This is a genomic window from Planctomycetota bacterium (assembly GCA_039182125.1).
GTDB lineage: Bacteria > Planctomycetota > Phycisphaerae > Tepidisphaerales > Tepidisphaeraceae > JBCDCH01.
This window is the reverse complement of record JBCDCH010000035.1, coordinates 23460-40350: the sequence shown is the minus strand read 5'-3', so window position 1 is coordinate 40350 and position 16891 is coordinate 23460. Positions and strand designations below refer to the sequence as shown.

Sequence of the window (16891 nt, the reverse complement as noted above, 5' to 3'; positions counted from 1 at the left end):
GTCACGGACGCGAAGAGATCCTTCGACTGCGCTCAGGATGACTGAGAATGTTCAAGCCGCCGGCAGCGGGTCGAACTCCAACGCGACTTCGTAGCCGTGACCCTTCGGCAGGCAGCGGACCACGCGGCCGTAGGCGTCCCAGCCCATCTGATTCCCCTGCGGCGGGAAGAAGACCACGACATGCTCGCCGGGCTCGACCATCTCCTGGCTCTGGGCACGCATGCCACCGACGGAGATGTCGTCGAGGCTTAGGTTGAGGTAGGGCATCTTGTGGGCATGCACGGAATGGTCCGTCCGGCGCCCGCTCACACGGCCGCTGGCCGCCTTTCGCTCGAACACGCGGCGTTCACTGCCGCGCCGTGTCCGCATCCGCATGTAGCTCGGTTCGGTGACCGGCTGACGATCCCGCATGCGGTCCTGGAACGGATTGGGCTGCGGATCGGTCTCGGGGGCGATACGCGGTTCGAGTTCGAGGGTGTCGTCGTTTTGACGACCGAGCGGCGGAAACTTCAGTGCGGCAACCATGGGGCGATCTCCTTATGCGGCGTCGAGCGGGTTCGACGCTCTTGTCCATCATCGGCCGTTTGAACGACCGGATGCACGACGCGGTTCGGCCGATGCGTTATCGGTCACTGCGCCCTGTTTCAATCTCATCGGCACATCGCGCGGGTCGCTCAAGCGCACCTAAAGTTTTTCACTTGTCGAACCTCGTTTCACATTCGAGAGGCCATGTTTCCCTCGTCGGTGCCGGCCCGGGTGATCCGGGGTTGCTCACGGTGCGCGGCCAGGAAAAACTGCGGGACGCGACGCATGTCGTTTACGACGCGTTGAGCAGTCCGAGGTTATTGGACCTCGCCCCCGGTGCCGAGCACATCTACGTCGGCAAGCGTGCGTCCCATCACGCCCGGACCCAGGATCAGATCAACGCGTTGCTCGTCGAACTCGGCCAGGCAGGCCATCAGGTCGTGCGGCTCAAGGGCGGCGATCCGTTCGTCTTCGGCAGGGGTGGCGAGGAGTGCGAAGCCTTGCGAGATGCGGGCGTGAGCTTCGAGGTCGTCCCCGGCATCACCGCCGCCATCGCCGCCGCCGCGTATGCCGGCATCCCCGTGACCCACCGCGACCTCAACAGCGGCTTCACGCTTGTGACTGGCCACGAAAAAGAGCGGCGCTACCAGGACGACGAAACCAAAGCCCGCCAGGCCGCCGACCCCGCCGGGTCGAGCGATCTCGACTACGCGGCGTTGGCGAAGTTGCCAGGCCTGTGCTTCTACATGGGCGTCAAGGCGCTGCCACGCATTACCGAGCGGCTCATCGCCAACGGCATGGCCCCCGACACGCCCGCCGCCACGGTGCAATGGGGCACGACCGCGAAGCAGCGTACCGTCACCGCCACGCTCGCGACGATTGTCGAGGCGGTGAAGCGTGAAGCGATCGGCAGCCCGGCCATCACTTACGTCGGGCCGACCGTTGCGCTTCGCGACACGTTGCGGTGGTTCGACACCCGGCCGCTCTTCGGCAAAACAGTCCTGATCACCCGCACCCGCCAGCAGGCCAGCGGCTTGCGCGATCAACTCGAAGCGATCGGGGCAAACGTGTTGGAAGCGCCGACGATTCGTACGGTGTCGAACCTTACGCCGGGCAACCTTCAGCACCTCGAAGGTATGGGCAGCTACGACTGGACGGTCTTCACCAGCGGCAATGCGGTGCGGGCTTTTCTCGAAGCGATGGACGCGAGCGAGCCGAGGTGGGACGCCCGGCGGTTGGGGCGTTGCAAGCTCGCCGCTGTTGGGTCGGCGACCGCGCAAGCGCTGTGGGAACTTTTGCGGTTGCGGGCGGACTTCGTGGGGACCGGGAACGCGGGCGAGTTGGCGGATCAGATGGCCGCCGCCGGCTTGGTCGATGGCCGGTCGTTCCTGTTGCCGCGTGCGGATATTGCAGGGGCCGACTTGCCGGAGAAACTACGTGCCGGCGGGGCTGAAGAAGCGATGGAGCTTTCGTTGTACAGCACCTTGCCCGTCGACGAACTGCCGCGGGAATTTCACGACGCCCTTGAAGCGGGGGACGTTGATTGGGCCTGCTTTTCGAGCAGCAGCACCGCACGGAACCTCGTGGAGTTGCTCGGCGGTATTGGGAAGCTCAGCAACGTGCGAGTCGCGAGTATCGGTACGAAGACATCGGCAACGCTCCGCGAACTGGGGTTGCATGTCGATACCGAGGCAAGTGAGCCGACGCTGCAAGCGTTGGTTACGGGAATCGTCGGCGATTAGGCCCGGACGGCCGCGCGGAGTCGGCCACGCAACTGGACCAGGCGTTGATCGTTTCGCAAGCGGTAACGGATGTCGTCGAGGATGCGCTTGAGTTCGCCACGGGCGTCGACCATGTTTTGCCGCGCCTGGATCAGGTCGGCATTGCCGGCGAATGCCACAGACTCGACCGTGCGAATCTGTTGCTTGATATTGAGTATCCGCATGGCCGCCTGCGTCCGAAGCGGGTGGCCACCCTCGGCCCACTCGGTGATCTCGCGTAGTTCGAGCTGGGCCGTGAGCAAATCCTGGCGAAGGTCGTTGTAGTCGCCGTCGAGTTCGAGCTTGGCGATCAGGCGGCCCCGAACCTCCGACCACTCACGCGTGGTCCGCAGCAACTCGGCACGGGCCACATGCAAGTCCGGCGAGCTGTACAGAGATTGCCGAAGCAGGGTCGTTTCCTCGCGTAGCTGGCTACGGAGGTTCTTGGCTTGACTCGCATCTGCGGTCGGCGTTGCGAAAGACAACGCGCCCAAGCTCAACAGGGCAACAATGATCGGACGTGAACGTTTCATCTTGGCACTCCCACTTACGGCCATGTCAACCTTAGTCGGTTCTTCGACGGATAAGTTGCAGCCGACTCGTAAAAATATCGGTGCGAAACACATGCCGAATGTCCCGAACGACGTAGAAGATTCCACAGAACCCTCACCACCGGACCGTTTCCGACACGATTGGAACAGTGCGGGTGCGTGGGCGGGGCGGTTGGCATTCCCGGCGCTGGTGGCGGGCATTCTGTTGGGCATGCGGGCGGCTCGGGCGCTGAGGCCCCCTGACCGCGACGCAACGACGGGCTACTTGTTACTAGCCGGTTGTATGGGGGCGATCCTCCTGGGCCTCTGGCTTCTGCGCCTACGGCATCGACTTCTGCGTACAATGGCGTCGTGAAGAACGTTGACGTCATCGTGATCGGCGGCGGCCATGCCGGCGTCGAGGCCGCGTGGGCCGCAGCCAACATGGGCTGCGTCGTAGCCCTTATCACGCTCGATCCGGCGAAGATCGGACAGATGTCGTGCAACCCGGCTATCGGCGGTCTCGCCAAGGGGCAGATCGTACGCGAAGTCGATGCGCTCGGCGGGCTGATGGGACGAGCCGCCGACGCGACCGGCATCCAGTTCCGCATGCTCAACCGCAGCAAAGGCCCGGCGGTGCGTGGGCCGCGTTGCCAGTCGGACAAGTATCGCTACGCCGAATGGGTGCGCAACGCCGTCGAAGGGCATGGACGCATCGAGGTCATCGCCGGCGAGGTCGCGGGATTGGAACAAGGAAAGGTCACGCTCGCCGACGGACGGACAGTCACGGCCGCAGCCTTGGTGCTGACCACCGGCACGTTCATGCGCGGCCTCATGCACACCGGCGACACCCGCACACCCGGCGGACGTGTCGGCGAGGCGCCGGCCAACTCCATCTCCGATGTCCTGCAACAACTCGGCTTCGAACTCGGCCGGCTCAAGACCGGCACGCCGCCACGCCTCCGGGCCGGCTCGATCGACTTCGACCGGTTCGAACTCCAACCTGGCGACGAAACACCGGTGCCGTTCAGCTACATGAACGAGTACGCCCGGCTTGAGAAGAAGGTGTCAGGGTCCTTTTCCGTCCGGGCGCCAACACCGGCCGGTGCCGTTCCTGCGGAAAAGGACCCTGACACCTTTTTCTGGCGACCGCCGATCGAGCAGCTGCCGTGCCACATCGGCCACACCACCGACGCCGCCCACGACATCGTCCGCGCGAATCTGCACCGTGCCCCGATGTTCTCCGGCCAGATCGACTCGGCCGGTCCGCGCTACTGCCCGAGCATCGAAGACAAGGTCCACCGCTTCGCCGACAAGCCGCGTCACCAGATCTTTCTCGAGCCCGAGTCGCTCGATAACGACGAAATCTACTGCAACGGCATCAGCACCTCGCTGCCGGCCGACGTGCAGGCGGCGATGCTTGAGCACATCCCGGGCCTCGAGAAAGCCGAGGTGATCCGTTGGGGCTACGCGGTCGAGTACGACATGGTCTGGCCGCGGCAGATCAAGGCGACGCTCGAGACCAAGCGCGTGCCGGGCCTGTTCCTCGCCGGGCAGATCAACGGCACCAGCGGTTACGAAGAAGCGGCGGGGCAGGGCCTCGTCGCCGGTGTGAACGCCGCGAAGTTGGCACGCGGCGAGACGCCGGACTTCGTGCTCGGCCGTGATCAGGCGTACATCGGCGTGTTGGTGGATGACTTGGTGACCAAGCACCCGATCGAGCCGTACCGCATGTTCACCAGCCGCGCCGAGCATCGCCTGATCTTGCGTGGTGACAACGCCGACACTCGCTTGACGCCGGTCGGTCGCGAGCTTGGGTTGGTTGACGACGAGCGATGGGCCGCGTTCGAAACGACACGCGAAGCGATGGATCGCCTCCGCGCGAGCCTGACGCCCGAACAGGCCAACTGGCTGCGCCGTCCCGGCAACGAATGGGCCGACCTGCCCGAGACGGAGTTTCCCGATGCGGTCGGCCAGCGTGTCACGACCGAGTTGAAGTACGCCGGCTACATCGAACGCCAGCGCCGCGAGATCGAGAAGATGGCCGACTTCGAGCAACGGCTCATCCCCGGCGACGTCGACTACGCCGCCGTCACCGGTTTACGGACCGAGGCGAAGCTCGCGCTTGGCCAGTTCACGCCGCGTTCGCTCGGCCAAGCTCTGCGGATCAGCGGCGTCACACCCGCCGACGTCACCGTCCTCGCGGTTCATCTGGCCAGGCACGAGTGACGCACCGGCTTCATCTTAGCTTGACGAAGTCGCGATAGACTTTCGGCATGCTCATCGTCCTCGTCGCCGCGTTGTTGTTCCAAGTCGCGCCACCGGCACCGCAGGTGTCAGCCGAGCCTGTCGGGTTGGCGATTCCGTCGGACCGTGGCAGCGTCATCTTCATTCATCCCGACGGTGCCGGCGCGGCGACATGGGCGGCGGCGCGGATGCGATACGTCGGCCCCGATGACGATCTGAACTGGGACCTGCTGCCCGAGGTGGCGGTGTATCGCGGCCACCTGCGCAACTCGTTGACCGGCACGAGCAATGCCGGGGCGACGGTGCATGCGTATGGGATGAAAGTCGATCACGACGCGTTCGGCCGAGACCGTGGCGGTGATGGCGGCACCGAGCCGACCGACTCCGACGGCAACTCGCTGAGCGTCGCGAAGCAGGCGATCGCGGCGGGCATTCCGACGGGCGTGGTGCAGAGCGGTGCCGCCATCGAGCCGGGCACGGCCGCGTTTCTTGCGGACGCATCGCTTCGGCGTGACTTCGATCAGATCACCAAGGGGCTGCTCGACAGCGGCGCGGCCGTCATCCTCGGCGGCGGCGAACGGGACTTCTTGCCCGAAGGCGTCGAAGGTGTTCACGGCATCGGTAGTCGCGACGACGATCAGAACCTCATCGAGTACGCCAAGGCGCAGGGCTACACCGTCATCTACACCCGTGAGGAGTTGCTCGCGCTGCCCGCCGACACGGACAAGGTGCTCGGCCTGTTCGCGGCGGGGCACACGTTCAACGACAAGTCGGAGGAGGAACTTCGCGCGGCCGGCTTGCCGAACTACGACCCGGACGCGCCGACCGTCGCCGAGATGACCGACGTCGCGTTACGCATCCTCGGCCGCGGTGGTCGGCAGTTCCTGCTCGTCGTGGAGGAAGAGGGCACGGACAACTTCGGCAACAAGAACAACGCCAACGCGACGCTCGAAGCGGCCAAGCGGGCCGACGACGCGCTCGGCATTGCAAGGCGTTTCCTGCGCGACAACCCGCAGACGCTGCTGATCACGACCGCCGACAGCGACGGCGGGGGCCTGCGGCCGGTTGGGTTTCCGATCCGCTCGGAGGACGACATTCCCGGCGCCGTGCCGCCGCGCGATTTCAACGGGGCACCGGTGGACGGCATCGCGGGAACGGGGACGGCGCCGTTCATGAGCGCGCCGGATCGCTTCGGCCGGAGTCTGCCGTTTGCGGTGGTGTGGTCGAGTCGAAACGACGTCGCCGGCGGCGTGTTGGTCCGGGCCGATGGGTTCAACAGCCACTTCGTGCGTGGCTCGTTCGACAATACGGACGTCGCCAAACTCATCCGTCGCACGCTCTTCGCCGGCGAGTGAAGTGGGTCATGGCCCGCCATTGATGCCAGCTAGGAATTGCAGTCTCTGAAACTCCTTCTCGTCACTCACAAGTTCACCATGTCCATCCGCAAAGAACACCCAAAGCGGCTGACCGGTCCACATCTTGTTCTCAAACAGGACGGGTACGTTGCCACCCCAGTTCTGGATCGGTCGAGTTGGGCGGGCGTAGACCAGCGTTGGCGGTAGCTTCTCCCGCAGTTTCTTCGGAATGGACTCCAGCAGATTGGCCGGCCATTCGCCGGTCCTGTCAAGTTCCTCCACGGCGACGAGCATTGCCTTTTGCATCCGGCTGCCGACCTCGCGAATCTCGTCGTCACTACGCTTCTCAACTGCCTCTTGTGTCGCGGGTGAGGTGGCTGGGCCTTCGCTCAAACCACAAGTCATGAGAACCAGGAATATGCAAGCGACGGGGGTCATGCCGTATATTGTATCGATACCGACGTCAACACACATGCTCAATCGGGTGCCATCAATCGGGCTTAGCCAGGCTGATGCGGTGATGATCGTCGGCGCATCACTCTGCCGTCGGCTGAGTGATGGTACCCTGTGTTCATGATGCCAGCGGGTCGGCGAACGCTCGTTGCCATTCGCCGAGCATCGCCACGAGTTCCGCATCGCCGCCGAGGTCGTGGGTTTCCCACGGATCGGCGTTGAGATCGAACGACTGCCGCCGACCGTTGACGTAGGTGATGAGTTTGCGTTGGCCGTCGGTGACACAACGCTGGTGGTCGGCATAACGACAACCGACAAACGCCCGGCCTTCCGATTCTCCGCGGACCATCGGCCAGAGCGACTCGAACACGATGCCGTCGGGCAACTCGGCGCCCGTTGTCTCGCAGATCGTCGGGAACAAATCATGTTGATAGCAAAGCCCGTCGCGCACGCCGACCGGCACGCCCTGCCCGGCCATGATCAGCGGGACGCGGATCGAGTGGTCGTAGAGATTTTGCTTGCCCATCAGCCCGTGTTGGCCGACGGCGAGACCGTGGTCGGCGGTGTGGATCGCAAGCCCATCGCCGAACGCGTCCAGCACCCGACCGATGCCCGCGTCCATGTGGGTGATCATGGCGTAGTAGTCGGCGATGTGTCGACACATCTCGCCGGGATCGCGCGGCAGCGGCGCGAGCATCTCGTCGCGGACGCTCATCTCGCCGTTGTCGAACGGATGCCGCGGCCAGGCGTTGGGCGGCAGTTCGATGTCGGCCGGGTCGTAAAGGTCGTGAAACTGCCGGTGTGTCTGTCGCGGATCGTGCGGCGCGGTCCATGCAACGCAGAGGAACAACGGTTTGTCGCCGAAATCTCCACGCCGATGGGCGTTGATGACCCGCTCGGCCGCGTCGGTGAACTGCTCGGTCGCATGCACACCCTGGTAGCAGTATGCGGTCTCGCCGTCCGCGTCGAAGTCGACGGCTGGCACGTTCCACGGGTCGGTCATCCCGCCTTCGAACACGCACTTGCCGGCGTCGAAGTCACGCCGCAACGCGGCCGGGCCGTTGTGCCACTTACCGACCATGTGCGTGTGATAGCCGGCCGCGCGAAGCAACGACGCGAGGGTCGGGGCGGTCGCCGGGCCGGCCGACGTCGCGCCGAGCAACATCTCATCCGGAATGTCGAACGGCCCGCGCCCGGTGTGCAACATCGCACGGCTCGGGATACACACCGCGCCGTGCGGAGAACCGGCGTGATGGGCACGCGTGATGCGGCAGCCGCGGTCGGCCAGCGCGTCGAGGTGGGGCGTACGCACCGCCTCGACTCCGGCACAGCCGATGGCGGAGTGGCGCTGATCGTCGGCGATCGAGATGAGGATGTCGGGCGGGCGGGATGACAAAGAGATCAGCCCAGCGATTTCACTGTCTTCACCACGTTCTCGGCGGTGAAGCCGAAGTGTTTGAACAACTCGCCCGCCGGTGCCGATTCGCCGAAGCTCTGCATGGCGATGGCCTTGCCCTTGGGGCCGATGTAGCGATGCCAGCCGAAGTCACTGGCGGCCTCCATCGCGACGCGCTTGGTCACTTCATCCGGAAGGACGCTCTGCTTGTACGCATCGTCCTGCTGCTCGAAGAGCTCCCAGCAAGGCATGCTGACGACGCGGACGTTCATGCCGTCGGCCTCCAGGGTGGCCTTGGCTTCCATGAGGTGCTGCACCTCCGAGCCGGTGCCCATGAGGATGACGTCGGGCGTGCCCTGGCAGGGGCCGATGACATAAGCCCCCTTGGCCGCGTCGCTGGTGTCGGCGTCCATGGTCGGCAGGTTCTGCCGGCTGAAGACCATGAGCGCCGGATTGTGCTCGAGCTTCATGGCCGCCTTGTAGCACTCGCGGACTTCGTTGGCGTCGGCGGGGCGGAAGACGTAAACGCCGGGCGTGGCGCGCATCATCGCCAGGTGCTCGATCGGCTGGTGGGTCGGGCCGTCCTCGCCCAGGCCGATCGAGTCGTGCGTGAAGATGAACAGCGACGGGATCTGCATGATCGACGCGAGCCGCAGGGCCGGTCGGCAGTAGTCGGTAAAGACGAAGAACGTCGCCCCGTACCCACGCAAGCCCGAGAGGGTCAGGCCGTTGACGGTGGTCATGGCGACGTGTTCACGGACGCCGTAGTGGAAGTTTCGGCCGTGGTAGGTGCCGGGGAGGAAGCCGTCTTCGTCGGCGAGCAGCGTGTTGTTCGACGGAGCCAGGTCGGCGCTGCCGCCGAGGAGCGTCGGGATTTTCTTGGCCAGTGCATTGAGAACCTTGCCGCTGGACGAGCGGGAGGCCATGCCCTTGGCGTCGGGCTCGAAGGTCGGCAGATCGGCGTCCCAGCCCGCAGGCAGTTTTCCGTCGAGAAGGTCGGCGATCGCCTTGCCGTCGGCGTGCGCGTCCAGCTTCTTCTTCCACGCGGCGTGAGCCTCGGACCCGCGCTTGCCGAAGCCGGCGGCGTAGTGGTCGTAGGTGCCGTCGGGGATGTAGAACTTTTCGTCCGGCGGCAGGCCGAAGTGTTTCTTCGCGCCCTTGATCTCCTCGGCGTCGGTGACGGCGGCGTGGGCGTTGTGGCTGCCCTGCATCGTCGGGAAGCCGTAGGCGATCTTCGACTTGATGTTGACGAACGTCGGCTTGCCGGTCGTGTTCTTGAAGTTCTCGAGTGCCGCCTTCACCGCGGCGATGTCGTTGGCATCGTCGATGTGGATGACGTTCCAACCCTGCGCTGCCATCCGGTCAGCGACGTTCTCGGTGAAGGCGAGATCGGTATCGCCCTCGATGGTGATCTCGTTGTCGTCGTAGAGCCAGACGAGGTTGTCCAGTTGCATGTGGCCGGCGAGCGAAGCGGCTTCGTTGCCGATGCCCTCCATCATGTCACCGTCGGAGCAGAGAACGTAGACGTTGTAATCGAAGAGGTCGGGATACTTCGCGGCGAGGTGCTTGCCCGCGGCGGCGATGCCGACCGAGGTGCCGACACCCTGGCCGAGCGGTCCGGTGGTGACTTCAACGCCGGCGGTCAGGTGGGATTCGGGGTGGCCGGGGGTCTTGTAGCCGAGCTGGCGGAAGTGCTTGATGTCGTCGAGGCTGACCGCGGGGGAACCGTCCTTCTCCTTGACGCCGCAGACGTGCAGCATGGAGTAGAGCAGCATCGACGCGTGGCCGACCGAAAGGATGAAGCGATCACGGTTGGCCCACTTCGGATCGGCCGGATCGTAGCGGAGGTGGTTTTGGAAGATCTCGTAGGCGACCGGCGCGAGGGCGACCGGCGTGCCGGTGTGGCCGGAGTTGGCTTCGAGAACAGCATCGGCGCTGAGCATGCGGATGGTGTCAACGGCGAGCTTGGGTTCGATATCGGGCATGCGTCGGATTGTGGCGGACGGCGGGGTGCTTCTCAATAGGCGAAAATGGTTAAGAACCCCCGGTCACCGTCGGCCCCATCTTGGTCAAAGCCGCGACCATCCGCCGCATACGCTCGGCCGTGACCCCGGTCGATCCGGACAACCCACCGCCGTGGGGGACGCTGTTGTTTCCCGACCGATACGTGTGGTTCGTGCTCTTCAGCACGCTGGACGTGATGATGACCTTCGTGATCCTGAGCATCGGTGGCGCCGAGGCGAACCCCGTGGCCAACTGGATCCTTGAACGCTTCGGCATCTCGGGCATGACGATCTTCAAGTTCGTCGTCATCTCGTTCGTGATTCTCCTGTGCGAGTACGTCGGGCGGTTGAACTTCGAGGCCGGTCGTCGGCTCACGGTCTATGGCATCGCCCTCACGCTGATGCCGGTGGTGTTTGCGCTGATCCTGCTGACGGGTTCGTGAGGTCGCGGACGTAGCCGCGCTGGTCGCTCCATGTCGGCCAGACGTAATGAAGTCCGTCGCCGGCGAATGCGTGGTTTCGATCTCGCGTATCCGGCCAGTGATTGTCGGTCATCCCAACGATCGCGTCGGCGTTGTCGTCGAGGATGAAGATCACCGCAGTCTCGTGGCTGCCGGGCCGCAGGCGTGGGGCGAGGTAGCGGTTGCCGGTGAGGCGTACGTTCTTCGCCGGGCCGTCGATGCGGAGGAAGTTGCCGTGCTCGCCGAGGTTGACCGCGGTGTTGTCGTACAGGTCGATGTCCGTCACGCCGCGATCGAACGCGGCCGAGAAGCCTTCGATGCAGATCGCCGGTTGGTTGTCGGTGTGGAGCAGGTTGCCGCTGAAGCGGACCGACTCGGCACCGTGCTTGAGCTCGAAAGTCGTGTCGCTGACGTTGCTCCGCACGACGGCGATCCGGCATCGCTCGGTTGAGTCTCGGCCGTCCGCTCCGCCCAACGGGCCCAGCGCCCACGCGCCGGAGATCCGGTTGTCCTCAAGCCAGACCTGCTCGGCGACCTGCACGTTGAAACACGATTTGCGACGGTTCGTGAAAGCGTTGCCGACACCAAGCAAACGCTCCGCACCGCCGACTCGGACGATGTGTTCCTTGATGCTGTGCGTGGCGGTGTTGTCGAGCAGAACGATGTCGGTGCCTTCGGCCCAGCAGAGGTAGGCGTGAAGATCGTCGCCGGCGGTGCAGCGCTGTATGAGCAAGCCGGTCGGTCGACCGTTGGCATTGATCGCGTCCTGCACCTGATCGAAGCGACAGTCGATGATGGCGAGGTTGGTGCCGGATGCGGCGATGGCGTTGGCGATCAGGAAACGGTCGCCGCGTTTGCCGACGGCGTCGAACGCGATGCCTTCGATCAGCACGTCCCGGCACGTCGGTGTGCAGCGGATCATTTCGCCGCTGCCGCCGACCCATCGAAGGATTGGTGGCGGACCGGTGCCGACGGCGGTGATGCGTATGTCATGGCCGCCGAGCACGATTGTTTCGTCGATGTCGTAGACGTTGCCGCGGGTGAGTTCGAGGCGGACGCCATCGCCGAGCTTGGGGGCCGGTTGCGTGATCGTTCGGCTTCGATCAACGGAGGGAACACGCACCGTCGAGCGGTGGATACTTACGGAACCGGCGTGCCGCAAGACGAGCGTGACGGTGTATTCGCCCGGTTCGCTGTATCGGTGGGCGGCGTTGAAGCCCGGGAGTTGGTTCCGCCGCCCGCCCGGATCGCCGAAGTCCCAAAGCAGGTCGGCATCCAGCGGCCGATCACCGAGGAGTCCGGCGCCGGGGCGGACGTGGACGACGCCGTTGCTGCCAACGATCTTGTGAATCGCGTCGCCGTCGGCTGTTGCGTTCGATCTCTCGACGAAGTCGGCCGCTCGACGCAGGCCGGCGGCGATGCTCGCTGGGGTCTCCATACAACCCCGGCGCTAACGCACGGCTCCGGCCCGACGGCGCAACTTTCGCGTCAGGCCATCGCCTTGGCGTGCGGTCGGCTGACGGTCGGGAGCTCGGCGGCGTCGAGCCAGAACGCACACAGCTTGTTGAGCTTGTCGAGAAGCTCCTTGTGTCCGAACGGTTTGGTGACGAACGCGTTGCAACCCTTGGCGTAACACGCGTTGACATCCTCGCTGGCGTCGGAGGTGGTGAGCATGATGACCGGGATCAGCCCGATCCGCTCGTCGACATGCATCAGGTCGAGCATCTCGATCCCCGACACGCGCGGCATGTTGATGTCCATGATGATCAGGTCGGGCGTCTCGGCGTGTTCGTATTCGCCCTCGTTCATCAGATACCGCATGCCGTGGCGCGCGTCGTCGACCACTTCGAGGTTGGCGTCGATCTCGAGATACTCGAGCGCGAGTTTGACGAATCGCTGGTCGTCGCGGTTGTCCTCGATCAGCAGGATGGTTGGCTTCTTCTTCACTGTGATACTCCTGTAAGCCTGTCTGGCGGGAAGACCACGCTGAACCGCGTGCCCTTGCCGAGCTCCGATTCGAGAAAGATGACACCACCGTGGTTGTTGATGATGCGTCGGCAAATTGAGAGGCCGACTCCAGAGCCCGGATACTCGTGATTGGGGTAGAGCCGGGTGAACGGCTCGAAGATGGTTTCGATGAAGTCCGGCTCGATACCGATGCCGTGATCCTGGACGTAGAAGCCGCCACCGGGCACGGATTCACCTTCCGGGAAGACAGCTTCTCCTTCGGCGATCGGGCCGATCTCGACCCGGGGCTTGTCCTCGCCGACGAACTTGATCGCGTTGGTGATTAGGTTCTGGACCACCTGCCGCAAAAGCGTGTGATCGCCCTGCACGGTCGGCAAGGGCTCCACGACGATGGTCGCTTCGGCGGCTGCTACTTCGGCGGCGAGATCTTCACGGCATTGTCGGATGACGTCGTTCAGGTTGACTTCCTCGGTCTGGAGCGGCGTACGCCCGATCCGTGAAAAGCTGGATAGGGCGTCGATCAGTCCGGTCATTCGATTGCCGGCGCGAATGATCGACTCGAGCGATTCCTTGACCAACGGGTCATCAAGACCGGCCCGATCGCTGAGAATTTCCGTGTAGCCGATAATCGTCCGCAGCGGTGATCGCAGGTCGTGGGAGGCCACCCGGGCGAACTGATCGAGCTGCTCGTTGCGCATGCGCAGGTCGCTGGTGCGTGACTCGACCCGGCTTTCGAGCTTGTCGCGGGCCTCGGTGAGTTCGGCGGTGCGAAAGGTGACGCGCGACTCGAGTTCCTCGTTGACTTGCTTCAGTTCGCTTTCGACCCGCTTGAGTTCGGTGATGTCCAGTGCCGAACCGCCGATCATCTGGTTGCCGTTGGCGTCTTCGAAGATGAACTTGGTGACGTACATCCAGCAGACGTTTTCGTCGACGGGAACCTCGATCTCGAACGTGATCGGCTGACCGGCCGAGAGGGCCTGGTTGTTGGTCGATCGGGATCGTTTGAGAAACGCCTCGGAGGTCTGCTTGCTCAATACCTCGCTGGTCTTTTTGCCGATGATCTCTTCGCGTTCGACCCGCATGATCTGGCAGTACGCGTCGTTGACGAAGATGTAGCGATTGTCCTCGTCGACGGCCCACTTCATGGCGGGCGAGTTGGACATGAACGCTTCGAAGCGCTGTGTCAGTGCTTCGAGGCGGGACTGTGCGTCGTGAAGGTCTGTGATGTCGGACACCACGGCCACGAGCCCTTTTCGGCCGCGAGAATCCACCAAAGGTACTTTGTCGGTCCGGACCCAGCGTGTTCCGGCGTCGGTGTCGACCTTCTCGGTGATGCCCAGCACGGGTTTGCCGGCGCGAAGAACCTGGAGGTCGTCCTGGTAGTACTTCGCCGCCAACTCCTCGCCGAAGATCTCAGAGCTGTGTCGCCCTTCGATCTGGTCGCGCGGGAGTTTGACCCAATCGGCCACCGTCTGGTTGATCCGGAGTATGCGGTTCTCGTCGTCCTTGAAGATCACCATCGCCGGCAGCGTGTCGAGGATGCGTTGAGTGAGGACACGTTCTTCTTCGGTGTCCTTCTCCGCTTGCTTGATCTTGGTGATGTCGACGGTGGTGATGACAAGCCCGTTGATGTTGCCGTTGTTGAGCAGGTACGGGTTGAATCGGATCAATAGGTTCGTGCCGTCGTGCGCTTCGGTTTCGTGTTCGTGTACTTGTCCGGTCTCGAGGACCATCCGCGCGTCGTCGATCAAGGCCGAGTACTTGACGACGGGGCTGATCTCGGCCAGCGGGCGTCCGAGGTCGGCATCACGCAGGTTGAACAGCCCCTTGATCGACGGGGTAAAGCGCCGCACGTTCAGGTCTCGGTCGACGAACACGGTCCCGATTGCCGTGCTCGACAACAGGTTGTTCATGTCGTCGGTCAACTGCGTGAGTTCGGTGATCTTCTGCTGATACTCGGCATTGACCGTGTGCAGCTCTTCGTTGACCGAGTGCAACTCTTCGTTGGTGGACTGAAGCTCCTCGTTGCTGGCGATGAGTTCTTCGTTGGTGGCGTTGAGTTCCTCGTTGGCGGTCTCCAGTTCTTCGATCGTGGACTGGAGGGTTTCCTTGGTGTATTGAAGTTCCTGCTCGAGGGTGACGATGGTTTCCTCGTTTGCACCTGACGCGTCGAAGTCGTCGTTGGCGTTTGATGAAACGGTGTTGCCGGTGGTGCTTTCCTGCTTGGACTCGGGGATGTTTTTGGAAGGCTTGGGGTGTTCGGGTTTTGGCGTCTGAGCTGTGTCGAGTCGGACCAGAATGGCACGTTCCTCACGATTGCCAGCGTTGATCGGCGAAGCCGACACCAGCACCGTCGTTTCGTCATCGATGCGGACCCGACCGACCGTCTCCATCTTGTCGGAGGTCAGCCCCTTTTGGATGGCCGCGCCGACCGCGGTCTTGAGCGGTTCGTCGATCATCGCCAACACATCGAACGTTCGCCTGCCGATCGGCACATGCAAGAACGCACCCGCTTCGCCGAAGACGTGTAAGACTTCGCGTCGTTCGTTGACCAGGATCGCCGCGCCGATCGTTTCGCCTAGCAGCTGGTCGTAGACCCGCATGAGATGGGTGTCGCCCGACAGCGGCAACGCATTTTGCGGGGTGATGCTCGGGACTGGCGCGCGCCGCATCGACGGTGTCCGTGTCGGCAGTCGTGTCGGTGAAATCAGGCGAACATCGCGGCGTTTGCGGTAAATCCGCCAATGCGAGTCAATCGTCTCGAACTCGTCCCGGAACGGCTGGGTCGTCTCCGACGGGCCGAGGAACATGAACCCGTTGGCGTTCATCGCGAAGTGCAGCAGCGAGATCACCTGCGTCTGCAACGGCTTCTTAAAATAGATCAGGACGTTGCGGCACGTCACCAGGTCCATCCGCGTGAACGGCGCGTCGCTGATGAGGTTGTGTGTCGCGAAGGTGATCATCTGCCGCAAGCGCGGCGTGACCTGAAACTCGGTGCCGACCGAGGTGAAGTACTCGCTGAGCCGGTCGGGCATGACTTCGCGGAGCCGGTCGGCGGGATAGCGGCCGGTCGCCGCGAAGTCGACCGACGAGCGGTGCGCGTCGGTGGCGAACACGCGGATCGGTTGGTTCTCGCGGCCCAGCCGGCGACGCTCCTCGTCCAGGAGCATGGCGATCGAGTACGCCTCCTCACCGGTCGCACATCCCGCGACCCACACGCGCACTTCTTCCTGCGGGCCGCGCTGTTCGAAAATCTCCTTGATCGCACTGCCGCCCAGGCTTTGGAATGCTGCGGCGTCGCGGAAGAACTGCGTCACGCCGATGAGCAGGTCCTTGTAGAGTTGGTGCAACTCGTCGGGATCGTTCTTGAGCCGATCGACGTACTGATTGATGTTGTCGTCGGTCCCGAGCATGATCCGCCGCTCGATCCTGCGGTGGACCGTGGACGGCTTGTACAGGGAGAAATCAATCTCGTGCTCGGTGTTGAGCAGGCGCAGCACGCCCTCCATGCCTTCGAGCGTTTCGTCGTCCTGATCGGTGAACGACGGCAGCCGGCTCGGGTCCTCGGCGTAGGCCGCGAGGAAGCTGGGCATCTCGTCGGGCGCGAGGGCGACATCGACGGCGCCTGTGTCGGAAGCCGCACGGGGCATGCCGGTGAACTTGGCACTGACCTTGTCCTGGACGATGACAATGCCGCCGGCTTTCTTGATGTCGGCGATGCCGCGTGAGCCGTCGGTGCCGGTGCCGGAGAGGACGATCGCGACGGCCTTGTCACCGCAGTCCTTGGCCAGCGACCGGAAGAACACGTCGATCGGCAGCGGGGGCTGCTCGTCGTCGCGCTCCTGCTCGAAGAGGCGCAGCACGCCGTCCTCGATGATCATGTTCTTTCGGGCCGGGATCAGGTAAATGGCATCGCGGCCGACCGCCATCCCGTCCTCGACCCGGCGGATGGGTAACGACGTGTGACGGGCCAGAAGCTCGCTCATCAGCGACGGGTAATCCGGCGAGAGGTGTTGCACCACGACGAACGCCATACCCGTGATCGGCGGCGTTGCGGCGAAGAACTGTTCGAGCGGCTCGAGTCCGCCGGCGGACGCACCAATTCCTACGATAAACGTTGGCCGTGCTAACTCTTGGGTTGATTCCGCAGTTAAGTCCTGGGTCACTTTGTCGCATTATGCGGATGCGCGACC

Annotated in this window: 12 protein-coding genes; 4 read left to right on the top strand and 8 right to left on the bottom strand. The window is 63.9% G+C overall.

Going from position 1 to position 16891, the window contains the following annotated elements; all coding sequences use genetic code 11:
- Positions 1 to 51: 51 nt before the first annotated feature.
- Positions 52 to 525, bottom strand: a complete 474-nt coding sequence (locus tag AAGD32_10655; GenBank protein MEM8874705.1) for a PilZ domain-containing protein — start codon at positions 523 to 525, stop codon at positions 52 to 54.
- A 14-nt stretch (positions 526 to 539) separates the two neighbouring features.
- On the opposite strand from AAGD32_10655, the gene cobA reads away from it, so the two are divergent.
- Positions 540 to 2267, top strand: coding sequence for a uroporphyrinogen-III C-methyltransferase (gene cobA, locus AAGD32_10650; protein ID MEM8874704.1), 1728 nt, complete (start codon positions 540 to 542; stop codon positions 2265 to 2267).
- On the opposite strand, the gene AAGD32_10645 is transcribed toward cobA, so the two are convergent.
- Positions 2264 to 2818 (bottom strand): hypothetical protein, encoded by a 555-nt coding sequence (locus tag AAGD32_10645; GenBank protein ID MEM8874703.1) that lies wholly within the window; start codon positions 2816 to 2818, stop codon positions 2264 to 2266. The two genes, cobA and AAGD32_10645, sit on opposite strands and share 4 nt — an antisense overlap.
- A 369-nt stretch (positions 2819 to 3187) precedes the next feature.
- Here AAGD32_10645 and AAGD32_10640 point away from each other — a divergent pair, with 369 nt between their 5' ends.
- Together AAGD32_10640 and AAGD32_10635 are read left to right on the top strand one after the other, a co-directional pair.
- The gene (locus AAGD32_10640; GenBank protein ID MEM8874702.1) at positions 3188 to 5044 is read left to right on the top strand and encodes a tRNA uridine-5-carboxymethylaminomethyl(34) synthesis enzyme MnmG; all 1857 of its coding nucleotides are present in this window, start codon (positions 3188 to 3190) and stop codon (positions 5042 to 5044) included.
- 47 nt (positions 5045 to 5091) lie between these two features.
- Positions 5092 to 6417: an alkaline phosphatase gene (locus tag AAGD32_10635; GenBank protein ID MEM8874701.1), complete on the top strand. Its 1326-nt coding sequence runs from the start codon at positions 5092 to 5094 to the stop codon at positions 6415 to 6417.
- A gap of 6 nt (positions 6418 to 6423) precedes the next feature.
- Here AAGD32_10635 and AAGD32_10630 read toward each other — a convergent pair whose 3' ends face one another.
- The 3 genes from AAGD32_10630 to tkt all read right to left on the bottom strand — a co-directional run bounded on the left by AAGD32_10630 (position 6424) and on the right by tkt (position 10251).
- Positions 6424 to 6855, bottom strand: coding sequence for a hypothetical protein (locus tag AAGD32_10630; GenBank protein MEM8874700.1), 432 nt, complete (start codon positions 6853 to 6855; stop codon positions 6424 to 6426).
- A gap of 133 nt (positions 6856 to 6988) precedes the next feature.
- The gene (locus tag AAGD32_10625) at positions 6989 to 8266 is read right to left on the bottom strand and encodes a sulfatase-like hydrolase/transferase (GenBank protein ID MEM8874699.1); all 1278 of its coding nucleotides are present in this window, start codon (positions 8264 to 8266) and stop codon (positions 6989 to 6991) included.
- Between the two features lie 5 nt (positions 8267 to 8271).
- The gene (gene tkt, locus AAGD32_10620; GenBank protein MEM8874698.1) at positions 8272 to 10251 is read right to left on the bottom strand and encodes a transketolase; all 1980 of its coding nucleotides are present in this window, start codon (positions 10249 to 10251) and stop codon (positions 8272 to 8274) included.
- 119 nt (positions 10252 to 10370) lie between these two features.
- Here tkt and AAGD32_10615 point away from each other — a divergent pair, with 119 nt between their 5' ends.
- Complete coding sequence (locus AAGD32_10615; GenBank protein ID MEM8874697.1) at positions 10371 to 10712, top strand: DUF5658 family protein; 342 nt, start codon at positions 10371 to 10373, stop codon at positions 10710 to 10712.
- Here AAGD32_10615 and AAGD32_10610 read toward each other — a convergent pair.
- From AAGD32_10610 to AAGD32_10600, 3 genes are read right to left on the bottom strand one after another with little or no spacing between them, the layout of a single operon-like run.
- A complete protein-coding gene (locus AAGD32_10610) occupies positions 10663 to 12168 on the bottom strand; it encodes a PKD domain-containing protein (protein ID MEM8874696.1) in 1506 nt (501 codons plus the stop codon). The two genes, AAGD32_10615 and AAGD32_10610, sit on opposite strands and share 50 nt — an antisense overlap.
- Before the next feature lie 50 nt (positions 12169 to 12218).
- Positions 12219 to 12677 (bottom strand): response regulator, encoded by a 459-nt coding sequence (locus AAGD32_10605; GenBank protein ID MEM8874695.1) that lies wholly within the window; start codon positions 12675 to 12677, stop codon positions 12219 to 12221.
- Positions 12674 to 16864: a chemotaxis protein CheB gene (locus AAGD32_10600; protein MEM8874694.1), complete on the bottom strand. Its 4191-nt coding sequence runs from the start codon at positions 16862 to 16864 to the stop codon at positions 12674 to 12676. The genes AAGD32_10605 and AAGD32_10600 overlap by 4 nt, the downstream gene beginning before the upstream one ends.
- Positions 16865 to 16891 lie beyond the last annotated feature (27 nt).